General features: G+C 60.6%; 19 protein-coding genes. 11 read left to right on the top strand and 8 right to left on the bottom strand.

Annotated elements, in window-relative coordinates:
• Positions 1–56 precede the first annotated feature (56 nt).
• Positions 57–2,054: a molecular chaperone HtpG gene (gene htpG, locus ACILRC_RS03530; protein ID WP_395667967.1), complete on the bottom strand. Its 1,998-nt coding sequence runs from the start codon at positions 2,052–2,054 to the stop codon at positions 57–59.
• A 107-nt stretch (positions 2,055–2,161) separates the two neighbouring features.
• Here htpG and ACILRC_RS03525 point away from each other — a divergent pair, with 107 nt between their 5' ends.
• On the top strand, positions 2,162–2,461 hold the full coding sequence (locus ACILRC_RS03525; RefSeq protein ID WP_395667966.1) for a hypothetical protein: 300 nt from the start codon (positions 2,162–2,164) through the stop codon (positions 2,459–2,461).
• Here the strand turns inward: ACILRC_RS03525 and ACILRC_RS03520 are convergent.
• The 4 genes from ACILRC_RS03520 to ACILRC_RS03505 form a co-directional block, all read right to left on the bottom strand.
• The gene (locus tag ACILRC_RS03520) at positions 2,451–3,800 is read right to left on the bottom strand and encodes an esterase/lipase family protein (RefSeq protein ID WP_395667965.1); all 1,350 of its coding nucleotides are present in this window, start codon (positions 3,798–3,800) and stop codon (positions 2,451–2,453) included. The two genes, ACILRC_RS03525 and ACILRC_RS03520, sit on opposite strands and share 11 nt — an antisense overlap.
• Positions 3,801–4,736, bottom strand: coding sequence for a pseudouridine synthase (locus ACILRC_RS03515; protein WP_395667964.1), 936 nt, complete (start codon positions 4,734–4,736; stop codon positions 3,801–3,803).
• A gap of 291 nt (positions 4,737–5,027) precedes the next feature.
• Positions 5,028–5,531 carry a TIGR02281 family clan AA aspartic protease gene (locus ACILRC_RS03510; protein WP_395667963.1) on the bottom strand — a complete coding sequence of 168 codons (504 nt, stop codon included), beginning with the start codon at positions 5,529–5,531 and terminating at the stop codon, positions 5,028–5,030.
• A gap of 156 nt (positions 5,532–5,687) precedes the next feature.
• Positions 5,688–6,398: a Crp/Fnr family transcriptional regulator gene (locus tag ACILRC_RS03505; protein ID WP_395667962.1), complete on the bottom strand. Its 711-nt coding sequence runs from the start codon at positions 6,396–6,398 to the stop codon at positions 5,688–5,690.
• Positions 6,399–6,630: 232 nt separating this feature from the next.
• On the opposite strand from ACILRC_RS03505, the gene ACILRC_RS03500 reads away from it, so the two are divergent.
• The 8 genes from ACILRC_RS03500 (at position 6,631) to ACILRC_RS03465 (ending at position 16,168) form a co-directional block, all read left to right on the top strand.
• Positions 6,631–8,577, top strand: a complete 1,947-nt coding sequence (locus ACILRC_RS03500; protein WP_395667961.1) for an AMP-dependent synthetase/ligase — start codon at positions 6,631–6,633, stop codon at positions 8,575–8,577.
• A gap of 33 nt (positions 8,578–8,610) precedes the next feature.
• A complete protein-coding gene (locus ACILRC_RS03495) occupies positions 8,611–9,399 on the top strand; it encodes an ABC transporter ATP-binding protein (RefSeq protein WP_395667960.1) in 789 nt (262 codons plus the stop codon).
• Between the two features lie 11 nt (positions 9,400–9,410).
• Positions 9,411–10,340 carry a branched-chain amino acid ABC transporter permease gene (locus ACILRC_RS03490; protein WP_395667959.1) on the top strand — a complete coding sequence of 310 codons (930 nt, stop codon included), beginning with the start codon at positions 9,411–9,413 and terminating at the stop codon, positions 10,338–10,340.
• A gap of 10 nt (positions 10,341–10,350) precedes the next feature.
• Positions 10,351–11,427, top strand: a complete 1,077-nt coding sequence (locus tag ACILRC_RS03485; protein ID WP_395667958.1) for a branched-chain amino acid ABC transporter permease — start codon at positions 10,351–10,353, stop codon at positions 11,425–11,427.
• A 60-nt stretch (positions 11,428–11,487) separates the two neighbouring features.
• Complete coding sequence (locus ACILRC_RS03480; RefSeq protein WP_395667957.1) at positions 11,488–12,822, top strand: ABC transporter substrate-binding protein; 1,335 nt, start codon at positions 11,488–11,490, stop codon at positions 12,820–12,822.
• A gap of 127 nt (positions 12,823–12,949) precedes the next feature.
• Positions 12,950–13,759, top strand: a complete 810-nt coding sequence (locus ACILRC_RS03475; RefSeq protein ID WP_395667956.1) for an ABC transporter ATP-binding protein — start codon at positions 12,950–12,952, stop codon at positions 13,757–13,759.
• Positions 13,760–13,771: 12 nt separating this feature from the next.
• Positions 13,772–15,073, top strand: coding sequence for a phenylacetate--CoA ligase family protein (locus ACILRC_RS03470; protein WP_395667955.1), 1,302 nt, complete (start codon positions 13,772–13,774; stop codon positions 15,071–15,073).
• Between the two features lie 123 nt (positions 15,074–15,196).
• The gene (locus ACILRC_RS03465) at positions 15,197–16,168 is read left to right on the top strand and encodes a tripartite tricarboxylate transporter substrate-binding protein (protein ID WP_395667954.1); all 972 of its coding nucleotides are present in this window, start codon (positions 15,197–15,199) and stop codon (positions 16,166–16,168) included.
• A 35-nt stretch (positions 16,169–16,203) separates the two neighbouring features.
• Here ACILRC_RS03465 and ACILRC_RS03460 read toward each other — a convergent pair whose 3' ends face one another.
• A complete protein-coding gene (locus ACILRC_RS03460; RefSeq protein WP_395667953.1) occupies positions 16,204–16,533 on the bottom strand; it encodes a DUF1840 domain-containing protein in 330 nt (109 codons plus the stop codon).
• 20 nt (positions 16,534–16,553) lie between these two features.
• Here ACILRC_RS03460 and ACILRC_RS03455 point away from each other — a divergent pair, with 20 nt between their 5' ends.
• Entirely contained in the window at positions 16,554–16,883 is a 330-nt protein-coding gene (locus ACILRC_RS03455; RefSeq protein ID WP_395667952.1) for a polyhydroxyalkanoic acid system family protein, read from the top strand.
• A gap of 30 nt (positions 16,884–16,913) precedes the next feature.
• Here the strand turns inward: ACILRC_RS03455 and ACILRC_RS03450 are convergent, their stop codons facing one another.
• The gene (locus ACILRC_RS03450) at positions 16,914–17,168 is read right to left on the bottom strand and encodes an acyl-CoA-binding protein (protein ID WP_395667951.1); all 255 of its coding nucleotides are present in this window, start codon (positions 17,166–17,168) and stop codon (positions 16,914–16,916) included.
• A gap of 113 nt (positions 17,169–17,281) precedes the next feature.
• Between ACILRC_RS03450 and ACILRC_RS03445 the strand changes: the two genes are divergently transcribed.
• On the top strand, positions 17,282–18,802 hold the full coding sequence (locus ACILRC_RS03445; RefSeq protein WP_395667950.1) for a wax ester/triacylglycerol synthase family O-acyltransferase: 1,521 nt from the start codon (positions 17,282–17,284) through the stop codon (positions 18,800–18,802).
• A 33-nt stretch (positions 18,803–18,835) separates the two neighbouring features.
• Here ACILRC_RS03445 and ACILRC_RS03440 read toward each other — a convergent pair whose 3' ends face one another.
• A complete protein-coding gene (locus ACILRC_RS03440; protein WP_395667949.1) occupies positions 18,836–19,498 on the bottom strand; it encodes a TetR/AcrR family transcriptional regulator in 663 nt (220 codons plus the stop codon).
• Position 19,499: the final 1 nt, after the last annotated feature.

The raw sequence follows: 19,499 nt of genomic DNA, 5'->3' as shown, positions 1-19,499 counted from the left end.
TGGGGCGTCCATCACCGACGCGCCCAAGTTGGCGCCACCATGACCAGCCTCGCCGCTTAAACCAGCAGCGCGTTCACCCGTTTGACATACGCGGCCGGATCCTCGGGCAGGCCACCTTCAGCCAGCAGCGCCTGGTCGAACAGGATGTGCGCCAAGTCGTGGAAGTGCACCGAGCCGTCGAGCTTTTTCACCAGCGCGTGTTCGGCATTGACCTCCAGCACCGGCTTGACGTCAGGCGCGCTTTGCCCGGCCTGCTTGAGCATGCGGGCGAGTTGGGTGCTCATGCCGTGGTCTTGCACCACCAAACACGCCGGGCTGTCCACCAAGCGGGTGGTGACGCGTACATCCTCGGCCTTCTCTTTGAGCGCTTCTTTGAGCTTGGCCAGCAGTGGTTTGAAGGCTTCGGCGGCTTCTTCGGCGGCCTTCTTCTCGGCCTCGTCTTGGAGCTTGCCCAAATCCACCGCGCCTTTGGCCACGCTTTGCAGCGGCGTGCCATCGAAGTCGTGCAGGTAGTTCAGTGCCCACTCGTCGACGCGGTCGGTCATCAACAGCACTTCAATGCCTTTTTTCTTGAACACCTCGAGCTGCGGGCTGTTCTTGGCGGCGGCCAGGGTGTCGGCGGTGATGTAGTAAATCGCCTCCTGGCCTTCTTTCATGCGCGCTTTGTAGTCGGCCAGTGACACGGTCACACCGTCGCTGGTGCTGCTGGCGAAGCGCAGCAGCTTGGCGATGCGGTCCTTGTTGGCAAAGTCTTCGCCCAGACCTTCCTTGAGCACCGCACCGAACTCGGCGTAGAACTTGCTGTATTTGCCCGCTTGCTTTTCGGCTTCGATTTTTTCTTCGGCGGTCAGGACATCAGAAACGCCGTCGATGCCGTCGGTTGTTGGCGGCTTGTCGTGCTTGGACAGGTCTTCGAGCATGCCCAGCACCCGCTTGGTGCAGCCGTCGCGGATGGCTTTGACGTCGCGGCTTTCTTGCAGCAGTTCGCGGCTGACGTTGAGGGGCAGGTCAGCGCTGTCGACCACGCCTTTGACAAAGCGCAGGTAGGTGGGCAAAAGCGCCTCGGCATCGTCCATGATGAACACGCGCTTGACGTATAGCTTCAAGCCGCCCTTTTTGTCGCGGTTCCACAAATCCATGGGCGCTTTGCTGGGGATGTAGAGCAGCTGGGTGTACTCGGTGCTGCCCTCAACCCGATTGTGGGTGTGGGCCAGCGGTGACTGAAAGTCGTGGCTGATTTGCTTGTAGAACTCTTCGTACTGCTCGGGCGTGATGTCTTTTTTGGCACGGCTCCAGATGGCGCTGGCTTTGTTGACGGTTTCCCACTCGCCGGTTTTCACCATGGCACCGGGCTCGCGCCCGCCGTCCTCGTCGCTGGGGCTGATCAGTGCGCCGTCCTGCCATTCTTCCTTTTCCATCTGAATGGGCAGGCTGATGTGATCCGAGTACTTGTTGATGATGCCTTTGACCTTCCAGGTCTGGGTGTAGTCCAGCGCGTCGTCGCGCAGGTGCAAGATCACGCTGGTGCCGCGCGCCTCGCGCTCGATGGTTTCCACCTCGAACGCTCCGCCGCCGCTGGCGCCGCCGTCGCTCACCCAGCGCACGCCTTCACTTGCCGGCAAGCCCGCGCGGCGCGACTCCACGGTGATCTTGTCGGCGACGATGAAGCCCGAGTAAAAGCCCACGCCAAATTGGCCGATGAGCTGCGAGTCGGCCTTTTGGTCGCCGCTGAGCTTGCTCACAAAGTCTTTGGTGCCGCTCTTGGCGATGGTGCCCAAGTTGTCAATGGCTTCTTGCTGCGACAGGCCGATGCCGTTGTCGGTGATGGTCAGGGTCTTGGCGTCTTGGTCCAGCGTAACGCGGACTTTAAGGTCAGTGTCGCCAGCATAGAGCGTGCTGTCGTTGATCGCTTCAAAGCGCAGCTTGTCGCAAGCGTCCGATGCGTTGGAGATCAGCTCGCGCAGAAAAATCTCTTTGTTGGAGTACAGCGAGTGGGTGACCAGATGCAGCAGTTGTGCGACTTCGGCTTGGAAAGAAAGTGTTTGCTTGCTCATAGGGTGTTGAAAGGGTGAACAAAAAATGAAGCTCGGTTTGCAGCGGTGCTGCCACGCAGGGCGAAGCCCTTAGTTGGTGGCGGGCGCTTGGGTTTCAAGGCCCAAGAATGCGCCACGAAATCATGCAAAATCGGGAGATGGTCACCCGTCCGAGCAAACCAAGAGATACGGCTGCGCAGCGCTCCACAGCGCAAGAGCCCGATTATTCTTTGGATCCCCTGCCGGTTCCCGATGCGGTGGAGAGCGATTCGGACACCGCCTGGGGCCTGTGGCAAGACACGGTAAAGGCCCACAACGCCAGCGCGGCGGCAGCAAAGCCTGCGCCAGGCGCCAAGCCCTCGTCGGACTTTGACGATACCGAGCCCGCGCCTTTGTTCGAATCTCCTCCGCCCGCGCCTAAGCGCTAGCCGCTGCTGCAGACCCTGCCGCCAACCAGGCGCGCAGTTTGCGCGTGACCCGGCGACTGCGAAGCAGCTCCATGTGGTTGGTGCCGCGCACGACCCACTGTGCGCCTTGGCCAAAAACCAAAGAGTCTGCAGCCCGCACGCACTGGCCCAACGCGCTGGACAAGGGCACCAGGCCGTCGCCCACGAGCCGGGCCGAGGCACCCGTGCCTGCGCTCGATACGGTGGCAGCTACCGCATAAAAGCCAATACCGGGTGGTAAGGGCAGCGGCTCCCGGCGCTGGCTATGTACTTTGCGGTGCTGGTCGGAGTCGGCCCAGTCGGCATCGCGCAGGTGGCCGTGGCGCAAGTCGTTGATGCCTGCGCTGCGCACTTGGGTGAGCCTTGCAAACGGCTTGGAGTAGCGCGTGCTGCCCAGCAGTGCATCCACCCAGCCACCAGCGTGTTCCAGGGGTGCACCCGTGTGTGGCGTGCCCAAGAAAACCACGCTGCGCAGCCGTTGCGGCCAGTCCATGGCAGCTTGTGCACCGCCATGGGCTTGGGTTGGCGCGCCGCCCAGGTTTTCGCCAGGCTGCTGCGTTTGGGCGCTGTGCAGCGCACTGCGCACCACCAAGCCACCCATGCTGTGGGCCACCACACTGATCTCGGTGAGCGGCACCGGCCAATGCGCTGCAAGATGTTCTAACTGCTTCGATAGCAGGTGGCCGTTGGTGGAAATGTGCAGCCCGGTGTTGTAGCGCAGGAACACCGGCGTGTACCCCAGCGCGGCGGCCAGCGCCTTGCCGTGGTTGTGGCAAGGCCCATGGGGCCCTTCGCTCTGGCTATCCCACTGCAGATCATTCATGCACAGGCCATGCACCAGCAGCAGAACCTTGCCGGTGGCGCCTGCCACTGGCAGCGGCTGCGCCGGGGCCGTGGGGGTGCAATCCAGAACCTCGCCATGGCAGCGGATTTGCATGGGGGTTGCCAGCGGGTTGCCGCTGCGTTCCAACCGGTCGCCGAGCACGCCATTCAGGGCAGCCAGCACCGCCTCGCGCGGGTAAGAGTCGGGTGGATTGGCGTCGGCGGTCTGCAGCAGCGGCAGCAGGGTGCGCAGCAGCAGGTCGGCGCTGTGGCCCGCCAGGGCGGTGGTGCGGTGGATGGCCTCGAATACCAGGCCGGTGATGCCCCGGTTCTTGCCCTCTGGGTGCGTGCCTGCCAAGCCCATGGTGCGCCAGATGGCATGTGTGAGTTCTTCGGCCACGGCGGTTGCGCCGCTGGTGGCCTGCGTGGCCAGTTGGGCGAGGCCGAGTGCGTCGCTTGCTCGAAGCCTAGGCCAGCGGCTCTTGGCAGTTGGGGCCATTCAGAACCTTTCGTGCGGCGCCAGGTAGCGCCACTGGCCCACGGGCAGGTTGCCCAGCATCACCTTGCCGATGCGCACCCGTTTGAGACCCACAACTTTGAGGCCGACCAGTTCGCACATGCGGCGGATCTGGCGCTTCTTGCCCTCGTGCAGCACAAAGCGCAGTTGTTCGGGGTTTTGCCACTCCACCTTGGCGTGCTTGAGTGGCTGGCCGTCCAGACTCAGTCCGTGGCGCAGTAGCTGCAGCTTCTCGGAGGGAAACACCGACTGCACGTCGCTGGTCACCGGGTCGTCGTCATCGAGCCGTATGAGTTGCTTCGGCTTGCCGGGCACCGCGTGGGTAGCACCGGGTTGGTGTGCGCTCTTGGAGGTGGCCAGCGCCGGGTGGGTCGCCGCCGCACTGTGGGCGGCCGCCGCATTGGCCACGCCGGTGTAGGCCACGCGCACCAGGTATTCCTTTTCGATGACCGCGTCTTCGCCAATGAGTTGGCGCGCCACCCGGCCGTCTTGGGTCAGCACCAGCAGGCCGGTGGAGTCAATGTCCAAACGTCCCGCAGGCACCAAGCTTTTGAGCTGGCTGGGGTGAAAGAAAAAGCGGGCGTTGTCCTCGGGCCAACGGTTGTGCGGCTGCACCAGCGTGATGGCGGGAGCGTGGCCATCTTCTGCCTGGCCGCTGACGATGCCCAGAGGCTTGTTGATGAGCACCGTCACCTGCTTGGCCTGTTGGCCCTTGGCCTCTTTGTCAACTTCAATCTTGGCGTCCGGTGCCACCTGCATGCCCATCTCAGCAAACCTGCCGTTGACCTTGACCCAGCCTTGGTCGATCCACGCGTCAGCTTCGCGCCGCGAAGCCATGCCGCGTTCGGCCATCAGCTTGTTGAGCCGCACCGTGCCGTTGGGACCGAACGCGGCGGTGTTGGTCTGGCCCGCGGGCATGGGTGCGCGGGCGGACACAGGCTTGCCCGCAGCCGAGGCACTTGGTCGCGTGCTAGAGCTTGGGCTTGGCGGCGCGGCGCGCCGGAAGGTGGGGGGCGGTTTGGCTTGGGTCATGCAGGGCGGGCAGCTTATGGTTGGGATTGCGGCTTGGTGTGCTGTGTGGCGCTCACTTGTTTGGCATTGTCGCTGTGCCGCGCGGGCTGCGCTGAGGCGCTAGCGCATTGCGGGGCCGCGAGTCGGCGCGGGGTTCAAAGAGGCTTTGCTGCAGGGCGCGCGCGCAGTACGGCGCGCTCAGGGCCGTGGGTGCAACACCATTCGATCTTTGCTGATGGATACATCGAACTTCGACAAAAAGGATTGACCCAGCAGCGCGTCGTCCTTCGCGCCGCCAAGCAGACCCACGCCCACCTCGACCGAGGTCACTTCCACTGCGCCAGCCCGCACCGTCACCCCCTGCACGATCCGGCCAGCGCGGTCGCCGTTGGCGGTGCGAAAGGTGGTGGGCGTGCCGCCCTGCAGGCCCGCCTGCTCGGCAAAAGCCTCGGACACACTCACCACACTCGCACCGGTGTCCACCAGGAACGTCAGCGCGTGGCCGTTGATTTCGCCGGGCAGGTAGAAATGCCCATCGGGCGCACGCGCTACCACCACATCGCCGTTGGCCCGTACCTGCGGCTTCTGTGGTTGTAGGTAGTACGTCATCGCCACATACAACACGCCCATGACCGCGCACCAGAACACCAGCATCTGCATCACGCCGGCCTGCCCCGGTGCGATGCGTAGCGCTCCCGCCATGTGCCGCTGGGAGTGTGCCCTGCAACGGCAGGGCTGCTTGCTTCGAGGCGGTGGGTGGTTGGCGCTTTCTGTGCTCATTCGATATGTGGATGTGGCGGGCAAGTTGTCCCAGCGTGCTAGGTAAAGAGTTGCCCTTGCATGGTAGTGGCGGTGGTGTCAGGGGGCAAACGTAGAGCGCAGCGCGGCCAAATCAAGCACCCGCAGGCCGCCGTACTCGATGCGGATGGAACCCTGGGCAGCGAGGGACGCCAGCGCCTCGTTAACCCGTTGTCGGCTCAGACCCACCAGGTAGGCCAGCTCCTGTTGGGTGATGCGCAGCACCTCGCCTACGCCGGGGTAGAGCACCGGGTTGAACAAAGCGGCCAGGCTTCGCGCCACCCGGATGTCGGGGTTGGTGAGGCGGTCGATTTCGCGGGCGGCGATGAACTGGCCCAAGCGTTCATTGAGCTGGTTCATCACAAAGCGGTTGAAGCCAATCGAGTGGTCCAGCAGCCAATGAAAGGCGTCCACATGCAGGCCCGCCACCCGGCTGGTGCGCAGGGCCTGGATGTTGTAGCGGTAGGCCTCGCGCTTGAGCGCGGTGCCCTCGCCAAACCAGCCGCCTGGCGGTACGCCAGTGAAGGTCATGGTTTGGCCTTCGGCGTTGTCGGTGCTCATTTTCAACAACCCATCGACCACCCCAAACCAGTAGGTCACTGGCCGGCCCACGCGGCAGATGAATTCGCCCGGCGCAACCTCGGTGATGCGCAGGTCGTCCACCGCGCGTTCGCGCTCTGGCGGCAGCAGCAAATGCAGCCACGGGATGCCGGCCAGCTCAGGCTCGGCCAGAGGACGGCGGCGTTGGTGCAGCGGATTTTCAGTGGCCATGGGTAGGGCGGCTTGGCGACAAGGCGCGGTGGTGATGCGGCGGCGCAGCGAAGGGAAAACACCTAGGGAGATTGGCCTGAATTGTCGTCCGAATGACAACCTGACGTCAATGATCGCCGAATAATTGCTTGCAACAGGCGCTAAGCACACACTGCCCAGCGCACCAGGACGTAACCCGCAGCGCCCACCAGAGCGCAAGCGCAAGGACCAGACAACACCGATGGGCACAGGCATGCACACCACGTTTCCACAGCTTTTGTTGACGCACGCGCAAGAGCGGCCCGCGGCGCCGGCCATGCGCGAGAAGGAATACGGCATCTGGCAATCGCTGTCCTGGGGCGCCTTGGCCACCTTGGTGGAGCACCTCGCCTGCGGCTTGCACCAAGCCGGTTTGCGCCGGGGCGACCATATGGTGGTGGTCGGTGCCAATCGGCCCCGGTTGTACGCCACGATGCTTGCGGCGCAGTCCTTGGGTGCCGTGCCGATTCCGCTGTACCAGGACGCAGCGGGGGCGGAGTGCGTGTTCCCCATCAACAATGCCGAGGTGGCATTTGCCTTTGCTGAGGACCAGGAGCAGGTGGATAAGCTGCTGGAGGTGCGCGCGCAATGCCCGAGCCTGGCCCACATCTACTTTGACGACCCGCGCGGCCTGCGCAACTACGATGAGCCCGGCTTGGCGTCGGTAGACGAGTTGCTTGCGGCGGGCCAGGCTTTTGCCGGCCTCCACCCGGGCTTTTTCAAAGCCGAGGTGGAGAAGATCGCCCACACCGATGTGGCCGCCATGTTCTTTACTTCGGGCACCACCGGCAACCCCAAAGGTGTGGTGCACACCCACGATTCGCTATTGAACCGTGCCCGTGCCGGTGCTGACTTTGACAAGCTTACCCACAGCGAAGAGGTGCTGGCCTACCTGCCACCCGCCTGGATTGGGCAAAACATCTTCAGCTACGCGCAGTGGTTGGCCTGCGGCTACGTGGTGAACTGCCCGGAGTCGGCGGCCACCGTCACCATCGACCTCAAGGAGATTGGGCCGACGTATTACTTTGCGCCGCCCAGAGTGTTTGAAGGCTTGCTGACCAGCGTGATGATCCGCATGGAAGACGCTGGCGCGCCCAAGCGCAAGCTGTTCCATGCCTTCATGCGCCTGGCCCAACGGGTGGGGCCTGCGTTGATGGACGGCAAGGCCGTGGGCACCGTGGACCGCGTGCTGTACGCGCTGGGCAACTTCATGGTCTACGGCCCGTTGCGCAACAACTTGGGGCTGAGCCGGGTGCGGGTGGCCTACACCGCGGGTGAGGCCATTGGGCCGGACCTGTTTACCTTTTACCGTGCCATCGGCGTCAACCTCAAGCAGCTGTACGGCTCCACCGAGACGGCGGTGTTTGTGTGCCTGCAGCCCGACCACGAGGCCCGTGCCGACACCGTAGGCGTGCCCTGCGCGGGGGTGGAGATCAAGGTGGCCGACAACGGCGAGATCCTGGTCAAGTCGCCGGGCTTGCTCAAGGAGTACTACAAGAACCCCGTTGCCACCGCCGAGGTGCTGACCGACGATGGCTGGTACCACACCAGCGACGCGGGCTTCATTGACGCGCACGGACACCTCAAGATCATCGACCGGGTGAAAGATGTGGGCCGCATCCAAGGCGGAGGTTTTGATGGCGCCCTGTTTGCGCCCAAGTACGTGGAGAACAAGCTCAAGTTTTTCCAGCACATCAAGGAAGCCGTGGCCTATGGCGACGGCCGCGAGAAGGTGTGCGTGATGGTCAATATCGACTTCGACGCGGTGGGCAACTGGGCCGAGCGGCGCAACCTGCCTTACGCCGGCTATACCGACTTGGCGCAAAAGCCGCAGGTCTATCAACTCATCAAAGAGTGTGTGGAGAAGGTCAACGCCGACCTCAGCGCCGACGCGCTGCTGGCGGGTAGCCAGGTCAGCCGCTTTTTGGTGCTGCACAAGGAGCTGGACGCCGACGACGGCGAACTGACCCGGACCAACAAGGTGCGTCGCGGCTTCATCGCCGAGAAGTACCAGGTGCTGGTGGACGCGCTCTACAACGGCGCAAGCAGCCAGTACATCGAGACGCAGGTCAAGTTCGAAGATGGCCGCACCGGCAGCGTCAGCGCCACCCTGAAGATCGAAGACGCGAAGACCTTCGCACCCGTCCAAGCAGCGGCGTAATCCGGCACCGTAGCAACCACAGCGCAACACACCATGGCGACCCAGAAAACCATCGGCGACGTCATCCTGGATGTCCACAACATTTCGCTCAAGTTTGGCGGCGTCAATGCGCTGACCGACATCTCGTTCGATGTGCGCGAACACGAGATACGCGCCATCATCGGCCCCAACGGCGCAGGCAAAAGCTCCATGCTTAACTGCATCAATGGCGTCTACCGCCCGCAGCAGGGCAGCATCACCTTTCGTGGCCAGACCTTCAGCCACATGGACAGTCACCAGGTGGCCAGCATGGGCATCGGGCGCACCTTCCAGAACCTGGCCTTGTTCAAAGGCATGAGCGTGCTCGACAACATCATGTCCGGACGCAACCTCAAGATCAAAAGCAACATCCTCTTGCAAGCACTGCGCATCGGCCCGGCCGAGCGCGAAGAAATCCGGCACCGCGAGGCGGTGGAGCGCATCATCGATTTCTTGGAAATCCAGGCCTACCGCAAGACGCCGGTGGGCCAATTGCCCTATGGCTTGCAAAAGCGCGTCGACTTGGGCCGCGCATTGGCCATGGAGCCGCAGGTGTTGCTGCTGGACGAACCGATGGCCGGTATGAACGTCGAAGAAAAACAAGACATGTGCCGCTTTGTACTGGACGTGAACGACGAGTTCGGCACCACGGTGGTTCTCATTGAGCACGACATGGGCGTGGTGATGGACATCTCGGACCGGGTGGTGGTGCTGGACTACGGAAAAAAAATCGGCGATGGCACCCCTGAAGCAGTGCGCAGCAACCCAGACGTGATCAGCGCCTACCTTGGCACTTCACATTAGGAATTCAGACCATGGCTTTTTTTCTGGAAACACTGCTGGGCGGCCTGATGGCCGGCATGTTGTATTCGCTGGTGGCGCTGGGCTTTGTGTTGATTTTCAAGGCCTCGGGTGTGTTCAATTTTGCACAGGGCGCCATGGTGCTGTTTGCGGCCTTGGCGATGGCGCGGTTTGCCGAGTGGATACCGATCTACTTGGGCATCACCGACCCGATTGCTGCCAACGTGATCGCATTTGTGGGCGCAGGCGCAATCATGTTTGTGGTGGCTTTGGTGATTGAGCGCTTGGTGCTACGCCATTTGGTCAACCAAGAAGGGGCTACCTTGCTGATGGCGACTCTGGGCATCGCCTACTTCATGGAAGGTCTGGGGCAGTCCCTGTTTGGTAGCAGTGCCTACAAGATCGATATTGGCATGCCCAAAGAGCCAGTAATGATTCTGCAAGACACGTTTGAAGGCGGCCTGTTAGTTAATCAAGAAGATTTTTATGCCGCTCTGATCGCCGCTGCACTGGTTGCCCTGCTGAGTGTTTTCTTCCAGAAGACCTCGACTGGGCGGGCGCTGCGCGCGGTGGCCGATGACCACCAAGCAGCGCAAAGCATTGGCATTCCTCTGAACCGGATTTGGGTCATCGTGTGGTGTGTGGCCGGTGTGGTCGCGCTGGTGGCCGGGATGATTTGGGGCAGCAAGCTAGGCGTGCAGTTTTCGCTGACGACGGTAGCGCTGCGGGCTTTGCCGGTGGTGATTTTGGGCGGCCTAACCTCGGTGCCTGGCGCCATCGTAGGCGGCCTGATTATTGGCGTGGGCGAGAAGCTCTCCGAGGTGTACCTAGGGCCCTTTGTGGGCGGCGGGATCGAGATCTGGTTCGCTTATGTACTGGCCTTGGGATTCTTGCTGATCCGTCCGCAGGGCCTGTTTGGCGAAAAGATCATTGACCGTGTTTGAGGAATAGAACATGTTTTACAGGGAAAACGGTCAGTTCAAAACGACGTACCGGGCAGACCAGCAAATCCTTCCGATTGCCCAAGACCGCGTCGCCATGCTGCTTCTGTTGATTGGAGCGTTTGTGTTGGTGCCAAGTCTGGCCAGCGACTATATGTTTCGCGCCATTCTGATTCCCTTCCTGATCTTGTCCTTGGCAGCGATCGGGGTGAATATCTTGGTGGGCTACTGCGGTCAAATTTCCCTGGGGTCAGGTGCATTCATGGCGGTTGGCGCCTATGCGGCTTACAACTTCCATGTGCGGGTGGAGGGTATGCCCTTGTTGGCTTCGCTATTGATGGGCGGACTGTGCGCAACATTCTTCGGCATTCTGTTTGGCCTGCCGAGTCTGCGTGTGAAGGGCTTGTACCTTGCGGTTGCAACCCTGGCGGCGCAGTTCTTTTCGGACTGGATGTTTTTGCGTATTTCTTGGTTTACGAACAACTCGACCTCGGGCTCCGTGGCAGTGTCTAACCTCCAGATTCTTGGGTTTCCAATTGACACTCCTATGTCGAAGTACCTGTTCTGCCTCTCGGTCCTGGTGGGGATTGCGCTCTTGGCAAAAAACTTGGTGCGCAGCGCAGTGGGTCGCGAATGGATGGCTATTCGCGACATGGACGTTGCTGCTGCGGTGATTGGCATTCGCCCCATGTATGCCAAGCTGAGCGCCTTCGCGGTGAGCTCTTTCATCGTGGGTGTGGCGGGTGCGCTGTGGGGCTTTGTTTACCTCGGATCCTGGGAGACAGCGGCCTTTAACGTGGACTTGTCGTTCCGCCTGCTGTTCATGGTGATCATCGGTGGCCTGGGCTCCATCATGGGCAGCTTTTTTGGTGCCGCCTTCATCGTGGTTTTGCCAATCATTTTGAACCTGTCGCTGCCCGTACTTGCGGCGCCGTTCGGTTTTGAAATTTCAACTGCGGGTATCGCACACGCTGAGCTCATGGTGTTTGGTGGCTTGATTGTGTGGTTCCTGATCGTCGAGCCGCACGGTCTGGCAAAGCTGTGGGCGATCGGCAAGCAAAAGATGAGGCTTTGGCCATTCCCGCATTGATGTGACTTCCAGTTTTCCCGCGTTCCCTCGTACTTCAACATTTATTCACAGGAGAGACAAATGAAGTTTCGCAACATAGCTATCGCAACGGCCTTGGTTGTCGCCGGTTCTTCGGCGCTGATTTCTGGTGCAGCCTTTGCGCAGGCGAAAGAACAGTTTTTCCCGGTTTTGTCTGGGCGGACCGGTCCGGTAGCTCCCAACGCAACCCCTTGGGCCAATGGCCACAACGACTATATGAAGCTGGTCAATGCGCGCGGCGGGATCAATGGCGTCAAGACGCTGGTCGAGGAATGTGAGACCGCGTACGCCACGGACCGAGGGGTCGAGTGCTATGAGCGCCTCAAGGGAAAACACGGCGGAGCGACGGTGTTTCAGCCCCTTTCCACCGGCATTACGTTTGCACTCACCGAAAAAATCCCCGCTGACAAGATTCCGATGATTACTTCGGGATACGGGCGCAGTGATTCCGCCGATGGTGGCGTGTTCAAGTGGAACTTTCCGCTGATTGGGCACTACTGGGTGGCTGGCGATACGGTTTTGCAGCACATCGCCAAAAAGGAAGGCGGTTGGGACAAGCTCAAAGGCAAGAAGATTGCTGTCGTCTACCACGACAGTGCATTTGGAAAAGAACTCCTGCCCATCATGCAAGAGCGCGCGGCAACCCATGACTTTTCGCTGCAACTCCTGCCAGTGCCAGCGCCCGGTGTGGAGCAAAAGGCGATCTGGCTCCAAGTTCGCCAGCAAAGACCCGATTTCGTAGTCATGCAAACCTGGGGTGTGATGACCCCCACCGCCATCAAAGAGGCAGTTGCGACGGGTTATCCCCGCGAGAAGATGTTTGGAACGTGGTGGTCTGGCGCAGAGCCGGATTTGAAAGACGTTGGTGAGAATGCCAAGGGCTATAGCGCGGTGATGATGCAGCACGGTTCCGAGAAGGATTCCGCGGTAGTCAAAGAGATTCTGGAAAAAGTCCATGCGAAAGGCCAGGGCACAGGCCCCAAGGAAGAAGTGGGTGATGTGCTCTACATGCGCGGAGTGGTGGGTGCGATGTTGGCAACCGAAGGCGTGCGGGCTGCCCAAGAACGGTTTGGCAAGGGCAAAGTGATGACGGGTGAGCAAGCGCGTTGGGGCTACGAAAACCTCAATTTGACGCAGGCCAAGCTCGATGCTTTGGGCTTCAAAAATGTAATGCGCCCGGTTTCTACGAGCTGCGTCGATCACATGGGATCGGCTTGGACACGGGTTCACACCTGGGACGGAAAGAAGTTCGTTTGGGCCTCTGATTGGTTGCAGGCCGACGATCAAATCATCCGTCCATTGGTCAAAGCCTCTGCTGAGAAATATGCCAGCGAGAAGAAGCTCAGCCGTCGCACCCCGGCGGATTGCCAAAGCTAAGCACACCCTGCAGTCCGGTCTTGCTGGACTGCGGTTTTTTTTGGGCGGCTGGAGTGCAGGTGCTCCGCCGGCCAAATCAAAGACTCGCGTTGCGGTTCTTTGACTTGGTCTCTATGGAAACTGGGCTATGAGTGAATCCAACATCGTTCTCAACGTCAATGGCATCGAGGTCATTTACAACCACGTCATCTTGGTGCTCAAGGGCGTGTCGCTGCAGGTGCCTCAGGGTGGCATCGTGGCGATTTTGGGGGGCAACGGTGCGGGCAAGACCACCACCTTGCGTGCGGTTTCCAATCTGTTGGCCGGTGAGCGCGGCGCGGTCACTAAAGGCTCGATCGAACTGCGCGGTGAGCGTATCGAAAACTTGTCCCCCGCCGACCTGGTGCAGCGCGGCGTGGTGCAGGTCATGGAAGGCCGCCACTGCTTTGCCCACCTGACGATTGAAGAGAACCTGCTCACCGGCGGTTACACGCGCAAGAACAAGGCCGAGGTGGCGGCCAGTTTGGAGAAGGTGTACACCTACTTTCCACGCCTCAAAACCCGCCGCACCAGCCAGGCGGCCTACACCTCCGGCGGTGAGCAGCAGATGTGCGCCATTGGCCGCGCGCTCATGGCCAACCCTAGCATGGTGCTGCTCGACGAGCCTTCGATGGGACTGGCACCGCAAATCGTGGAAGAGGTGTTCGAGATCGTCAAAGACCTCAATACCAAAGAGAAGGTCACTTTTTTGCTTGCAGAGCAGAACACCAACATGGCCCTCAAATACGCCGACTACGGCTACATCATGGAGTCTGGCCGGGTGGTGATGGACGGTGCCGCTGCCGACTTGCGCAGCAACGAGGACGTCAAAGAGTTTTACCTAGGCATGGGCGGCGGCGAGCGCAAGAGTTTCAAAGACGTCAAGAGCTACAAGCGTCGCAAGCGTTGGTTGGCATAGGAGAGTTGTGTGATGAGTGAAACCTTCGATACGTTGGAGACCCGTAGTCCCGAAGCACGCGAGACCGCGTTGCTGGCTGCGCTGCCTTCACAAATTGCTCATGCCAAAAAGTCGTCGATGGCTTTTGCTGCATTGTTGGCCCAGGTTGACGCCAGCGCCGTCACCAGCCGCGCTGCGCTGGCGCAGTTGCCGGTCATCCGCAAGTCCGAGTTGCAAGACTTGCAACAGGCCGCGCGGACCAATGCAACCAATGTGGCGACCCTTGGACACGAAACCATGCCGGGCAATGTGTTTGGGGGCTTTAGTGCCATCGGCTATGGCGCCTCCATGCCCCGCGTGTTTGCTAGCCCTGGCCCGATTTATGAACCCGAAGGCACGGCTAAAGACTATTGGCGCATGGCGCGTGCGATTTTTGCTGCCGGGTTTCGCAGCGGTGAGCTAATCCACAACTGCTTTAGCTACCACTTCGTCCCTGCAGGCTCGATGATGGAAACCGGCGCCCATGCGCTAGGCTGCACCGTTTTCCCAGGCGGAACCGGGCAAACCGAGCAGCAAGTGCAAGCCATGCGCGAACTACAACCGGCAGGCTATATCGGCACTCCGAGTTTTTTGAAAATCATCCTGGAAAAGGCCGAGGAAATGGGTGTGGCGCTGCCCTCGGTCACCAAAGCCATGTTTGGTGGCGAGGCGTACCCGCCGTCCTTGCGCGACTGGTTCCTTGCCCGGGGTGTACGGGGCTACCAGTGCTATGCCACGGCAGACTTGGGGCTGATCGCTTACGAAACCCCGGCGCGAGAGGGCTTGGTGCTTGACGAGGGTGTGCTAGTGGAAATCGTGCGCCCCGGCACCGGCGACCCGGTTGCGCTCGGCGAGGTGGGTGAGGTGGTGGTGACTACGCTCAATCGGGATTACCCGCTGGTGCGGTTTGGCACGGGCGACTTGTCGGCCATTCTTCCGGGGCAGTGCCCGAGCGGGCGCACCAACACACGCATCAAAGGTTGGATGGGCCGGGCTGACCAGACCACCAAGATCCGTGGCATGTTTGTGCATGCCAAGCAGGTCGATGCCATCGTGAAGCGCTTCCCCGAAGTGTTGCGTGCGCGCTTGGTGGTCAGTGGCGAAATGGCCAACGATGTCATGACATTGCAAGTGGAGACTTCAACGCCTGCCGTGGTTTCTGGCGCGGCGCTGGCGGCGCGCATTGGCGAGGCCATTCGTGATGTCACCAAGCTGCGTGGCGATGTGGCGATCGTGCAATCCGGCAGCTTGCCCAACGACGGCAAGGTTATTGAGGATGCCCGTAGCTACCGGTGAGACCACCCAAAAAGCCTCAGCCAAAAAAGGCTTTGAGGTGCGGTGTTCCTAAGTAGAAATCGGGATGGCACAGGGGTGGCTTCGCGCTAGACTGCTCGCTTTAACCTTCCACACGGATTACATATGAAAAAACTGCTTGCCGTTGCCGTCGCTGTTACGTCCCTGTTCGCACATGCGCAGAGCTTCCCGTCCAAGCCAGTCACGATCGTGGTGCCGTTTGCCGCAGGCGGCCCGACGGACCGTGTGGCGCGTGACCTCGGCGAGGCGCTGCGCAAGCCGCTCAACGGCGCAACCATCATCATAGAAAACGTGGCGGGCGCCGGCAGTTCCATCGGCACCAACAAGGTGGCCAAGGCAGCCCCCGATGGCTACACCTTGCTGCTCAACCACATCGGCATGTCCACTATGCCAGCGCTGTACCGCACCCTACCCTTCAAAGTGGAAAGCGACTTTGAGTACTTGGGCATGGTCAATGATGTGCCCATGACCTTGGTCGGCCGTCCCACGTTGCCCGCCAAGAACTTCACCGAACTAACAACTTGGCTCGGTCAAAACAAGGGCAAGATCAACCTGGGTAACGCGGGTCTGGGCGCTGCTTCTCACTTGTGCGGTTTGCTGTTTCAGTCGGCCATGAAGATTGACATGACCACCGTACCCTACAAAGGCACCGGTCCAGCCATGACCGACTTGATGGGCGGGCAGATCGATCTGATGTGCGACCAGTCCACCAACACCAGCCAGCAGATCGAGGGCAAGAAGATCACCGGTTATGCGGTCACCACCGCCAAGCGCCTGACAACCCCGGCCCTGAAGGACCTGCCCACGTTGCAGGAGTCGGGCATGAAGGGATTTGAAGTCACCATTTGGCACGGCCTGTACGCCCCCAAGGGCACCCCAGCCGATGTAACGGCTGCGCTTAACACCGCATTGAAGGCGGCATTGAAAGACCCCGAGTTCGTCAAGAAGCAAGAGGCCTTGGGTGCCTTGGTAGTGACTGACAGGCGTGTGGAGCCTGCGGAGCACAAGAAGTTTGTGGCCGCTGAAATCGCCAAGTGGGGCCCGATCATCAAGGCCGCTGGCGAATACGCGGATTAATTCACGGGTTGGATTTTTGGGTGGTCTGGGGCTCTCTAATTGCCCCAGACCATTTCTTTTTGTGCAAGGTGGCAGCGTTCTAGCATGGCAATCATGGGGAGTGCGCGCTGTTTGAGTGACACCCCTTCGAATACCGGAGCCGGTGCGCCCACAGCCAGGGCCTCGCGAATGCGCTGGGCCCGCAGCTTCTCATCTTGCACAATCGCCAAGCGTATGGCGTGTATCGCGGCTGGCATCTCTTCTGGGAGCAAAATTCCTTGGGTGCTGTTGTCGCCGTAGTCTTTTCCCATCAGCGCAACGAGTTGACGGCCGTTGGGCTCAAGCATGATGAGATCCGCCGTTGCAGGCGATTTGAATTTGTACATGGTGTTGCAAGGAGGGTTGGATGGCAAATCTTCACATAGTCCGCGAACATGCATTGGGCATGGCCGCAGCGCGCAAGCTGGCGTTTTCTTGGGCTGAACAGGTGGAGGGTGAGTTCGGCATGGCTTGCACCTACGAAGAAGGCAAGGCCCACGACATTGTGCGCTTCGAACGCACCGGCGTCAGTGGCACGCTCGATGTCACCAAGGACCGGTTTGAACTCAACGCAACCTTGGGCTTCTTGCTGGGTGCGTTCAAGGAAAAAATTGAGCAAGAGATCGTGAAAAACCTCGATGCCTTGCTTGCGCCCAGCGCAGCAAACAAACCCGCACGCAAAAAAGCCGCAGGCTGAGCGCGCGTTCTCGCCGTGTTGGCAGGAGGGTTAGCGAAGCGACTCAATCAAAGCGATGTACTGCTCCATGGCGGCCGTCTGCTCGGTGCCTTTGAAGCCAGCCCAGGCTTCCCACTTGGCACGCCCCACCATGTCAGAAAAGCCTGGTTTCTTTTCCGTGTTGTCCCCCACGGTGGCTTGTTTGTAGAGCGCGTAGATTTTGAGCAGGGTGCTGTTGTCTGGTCGTTCGCTGAGCGATTTGGAGTTGGCAACAGCGTCTTCAAATTGTGCTTTCAGGTCCGGCATGGTGTTTCCAGTTCAGGGTGGCAGGGTGGGGTTTTGCCCGTATCTTACGTTGCGATTTGATTGCACAATCGTTTTCAAATCTGCCTTGTGCGGCAGATGGGAGATCTGATCTTATGGTGACCCGCATCCGGCCGCAGTCGGCCACGCGCACAGCGCAAAAGCAAGTGATACGTGCGGTGACCGGCACGCTGGGTCTGCACGGCGAGCGCATGAGCAAGGTCGATACCGCCTGGTTGCGCATGGACTCGTCCAGCAACTTGATGATGATTTTGGGCGTGTGGGTGATCCGGCCCGGCGTGGCCTATGCCGACTTGGCACAGCGCTTGGAAGAGCGCTTGCTCAAGTACCCCCGATTTGTGCAACGCGCCGTGGAAGATGCCGCCGGTGCTACCTGGGTGAGTGACGAGAACTTCGACATGGCGCACCACCTGGTGCCCACCGCCTTGCCGCAAGCCGAGGCGGCGAAGCAGCAGGACGCCTTGCAGGAGCGATTGGCTGAGCTGTGCATGCAGCCCCTGGACCGGTCACGTCCGCTGTGGCAGTTCCACCTGGTTGAAAACTACCAAGGCGGTAGCGCACTGATGGTGCGCATCCACCACTGCATCGCCGACGGTATTGCCCTGATTTCGGTCATGCAGTCTTTGGTAGATGGCGGTGCGCCACCACCCCAACGGCACCGCACCAACGAGCTAGCCGAAGGCCCCCAAGAGTGGTTGATCGACCATCTGCTCAAGCCCCTAACCCAGTTGGCGGTGTCGGCGATGGACAAGGCGGGCGACAGTGCGGTGCGATCGCTGGGCGCCTTGATGGCGCCGCAAAAAAGTGTTGAATCGGGCCTGGCCGGATCGGTGGATGTGGCCAAGCTGGCCTACCAGGTGGTGACCGATCTGGCGGCGCTGGCCCTGATGGAAGACGATTCGCCCACGGCCCTCAAAGGTGTTCCGGGCATACACAAGAGGGTGGCGTGGTGCAAACCGCTGCCTCTGGCTGATGTCAAGGCGGTTGGGCGCGCCTTGAATTGCTCCGTTAACGATGTGTTGTTGGGCTGCGTCGCAGGCGCCATCGGTGGGTACCTGCGGGCTCATGGGGACACGGTGCAGGGCAAAAACATCCGGGCAATGGTGCCAGTGAACTTGCGGCCGCTGGAGCATGCCTACAAGCTGGGCAACCACTTCGGGCTGGCGCCGCTGACCTTGCCGATCGGATTGGACAACCCGGTTGAGCGGGTTTACGAAGTACGCCATCGCATGCGCAGCCTCAAGGGCAGTACGCAGCCCTTGCTTACATTCGGTTTGCTGGCGGTAGCAGGACTGCTCATCAAGCCAGCGCAGGACGCGATGTTGGGGCTTTTTTCTAAAAAGACCACTGCCGTGATGACCAATGTGCCTGGCTCCAACGTCAAACAAAAGCTGTGTGGATCGACGATTGAAGAGACGCTGTTTTGGGTACCGCAAAGTGGCTCGGTGGGTCTGGGCGTGTCGATTCTGAGTTACGGCGGTGGCGTGCAGTTTGGCATCGTGGCAGACACCACGCTGTGCCCGCAGCCACAGCACATCATTGACTTGTTTGCCCCCGAGTTCGAGAAGCTGACCTGGATGGCCTTGATGTTGCCTTGGGGCGAGCCTGAGGCCTGAGCCGCAAGCCTGCAGGTGGCCCTTCCGCTGCGTTCAGGGCGCTTTGCTGTAGGCGGCCACGAGACCGAGCAAGTGTTCGCGCTGCTGTGCTGCCAGGTAGGGCACCAGCAGGTTCAACACATGGTGGGCGCCACGCAGCATCGCGCCTTGCGCGCTTTCGGGCTCCAGCGCCTTGCGCGGGTTGCCCACATACTCAAAGCTGAGCCAGTAGGTCAGCACCACCACCATGCTGGTGGCAGTGGGTTCTACCTCCCGTGCGTCGATGCGCACAGCACCGCAGCGGTGCATGCTGTCGAGCATGGCCTTCACCGAGCGGGTTTTGTGATGTAGCACCGATTGAAAGTGCGTCTCCAGCCTTCGGTTTTTGCTCAGCAAGTCGTTGAGGTCGCGGTACAGAAAACGGTACTGCCAAATCAACTCAAAAAGGGAGTGAAGAAAGAACCAAGCATCTTCCACATCGCGGACGTTGTCGCTGGCGTTGAGCAGCACATGGAGTGCGTTCTCGTAGCGGTTGAACAAGGCGTTGATCAGCTCGTCTTTGGCGGGGTAGTGGTAGTACAGGTTGCCCGGGCTGATGCGCATCTCCGCAGAGATGAGGGTGGTAGATACATTGGGTTCACCAAAGCGGTTGAAGAGCGCAAGGCTAACTTCGAGAATCCGTTCGGCGGTGCGCCGTGGTGCCTTCTTCTCTGCCATG

Source organism: Rhodoferax sp. (assembly GCF_044236835.1).
In the GTDB taxonomy this organism is placed as follows: Bacteria; Pseudomonadota; Gammaproteobacteria; order Burkholderiales; family Burkholderiaceae_C; genus Allorhodoferax.
Note: the sequence above shows the minus strand (reverse complement) of the source record. Positions and strands in the feature narration are given on the sequence as shown.

Coding starts and splice junctions, on each gene's coding strand:
- ACILRC_RS03480 (WP_395667957.1), top strand. CDS start 11,488: ATGAAGTTTCGCAACATAGCTATCGCAACGGCCTTGGTTGTCGCCGGT.
- ACILRC_RS03485 (WP_395667958.1), top strand. CDS start 10,351: ATGTTTTACAGGGAAAACGGTCAGTTCAAAACGACGTACCGGGCAGAC.
- ACILRC_RS03445 (WP_395667950.1), top strand. CDS start 17,282: ATGGTGACCCGCATCCGGCCGCAGTCGGCCACGCGCACAGCGCAAAAG.
- ACILRC_RS03495 (WP_395667960.1), top strand. CDS start 8,611: ATGGCGACCCAGAAAACCATCGGCGACGTCATCCTGGATGTCCACAAC.
- ACILRC_RS03500 (WP_395667961.1), top strand. CDS start 6,631: ATGCACACCACGTTTCCACAGCTTTTGTTGACGCACGCGCAAGAGCGG.
- ACILRC_RS03505 (WP_395667962.1), bottom strand. CDS start 6,398: ATGGCCACTGAAAATCCGCTGCACCAACGCCGCCGTCCTCTGGCCGAG.
- ACILRC_RS03510 (WP_395667963.1), bottom strand. CDS start 5,531: ATGGCGGGAGCGCTACGCATCGCACCGGGGCAGGCCGGCGTGATGCAG.
- ACILRC_RS03460 (WP_395667953.1), bottom strand. CDS start 16,533: ATGTACAAATTCAAATCGCCTGCAACGGCGGATCTCATCATGCTTGAG.
- ACILRC_RS03440 (WP_395667949.1), bottom strand. CDS start 19,498: ATGGCAGAGAAGAAGGCACCACGGCGCACCGCCGAACGGATTCTCGAA.
- ACILRC_RS03490 (WP_395667959.1), top strand. CDS start 9,411: ATGGCTTTTTTTCTGGAAACACTGCTGGGCGGCCTGATGGCCGGCATG.
- htpG (WP_395667967.1), bottom strand. CDS start 2,054: ATGAGCAAGCAAACACTTTCTTTCCAAGCCGAAGTCGCACAACTGCTG.
- ACILRC_RS03465 (WP_395667954.1), top strand. CDS start 15,197: ATGAAAAAACTGCTTGCCGTTGCCGTCGCTGTTACGTCCCTGTTCGCA.
- ACILRC_RS03525 (WP_395667966.1), top strand. CDS start 2,162: ATGCGCCACGAAATCATGCAAAATCGGGAGATGGTCACCCGTCCGAGC.
- ACILRC_RS03450 (WP_395667951.1), bottom strand. CDS start 17,168: ATGCCGGACCTGAAAGCACAATTTGAAGACGCTGTTGCCAACTCCAAA.
- ACILRC_RS03515 (WP_395667964.1), bottom strand. CDS start 4,736: ATGCCCGCGGGCCAGACCAACACCGCCGCGTTCGGTCCCAACGGCACG.
- ACILRC_RS03470 (WP_395667955.1), top strand. CDS start 13,772: ATGAGTGAAACCTTCGATACGTTGGAGACCCGTAGTCCCGAAGCACGC.
- ACILRC_RS03455 (WP_395667952.1), top strand. CDS start 16,554: ATGGCAAATCTTCACATAGTCCGCGAACATGCATTGGGCATGGCCGCA.
- ACILRC_RS03475 (WP_395667956.1), top strand. CDS start 12,950: ATGAGTGAATCCAACATCGTTCTCAACGTCAATGGCATCGAGGTCATT.
- ACILRC_RS03520 (WP_395667965.1), bottom strand. CDS start 3,800: ATGGCCCCAACTGCCAAGAGCCGCTGGCCTAGGCTTCGAGCAAGCGAC.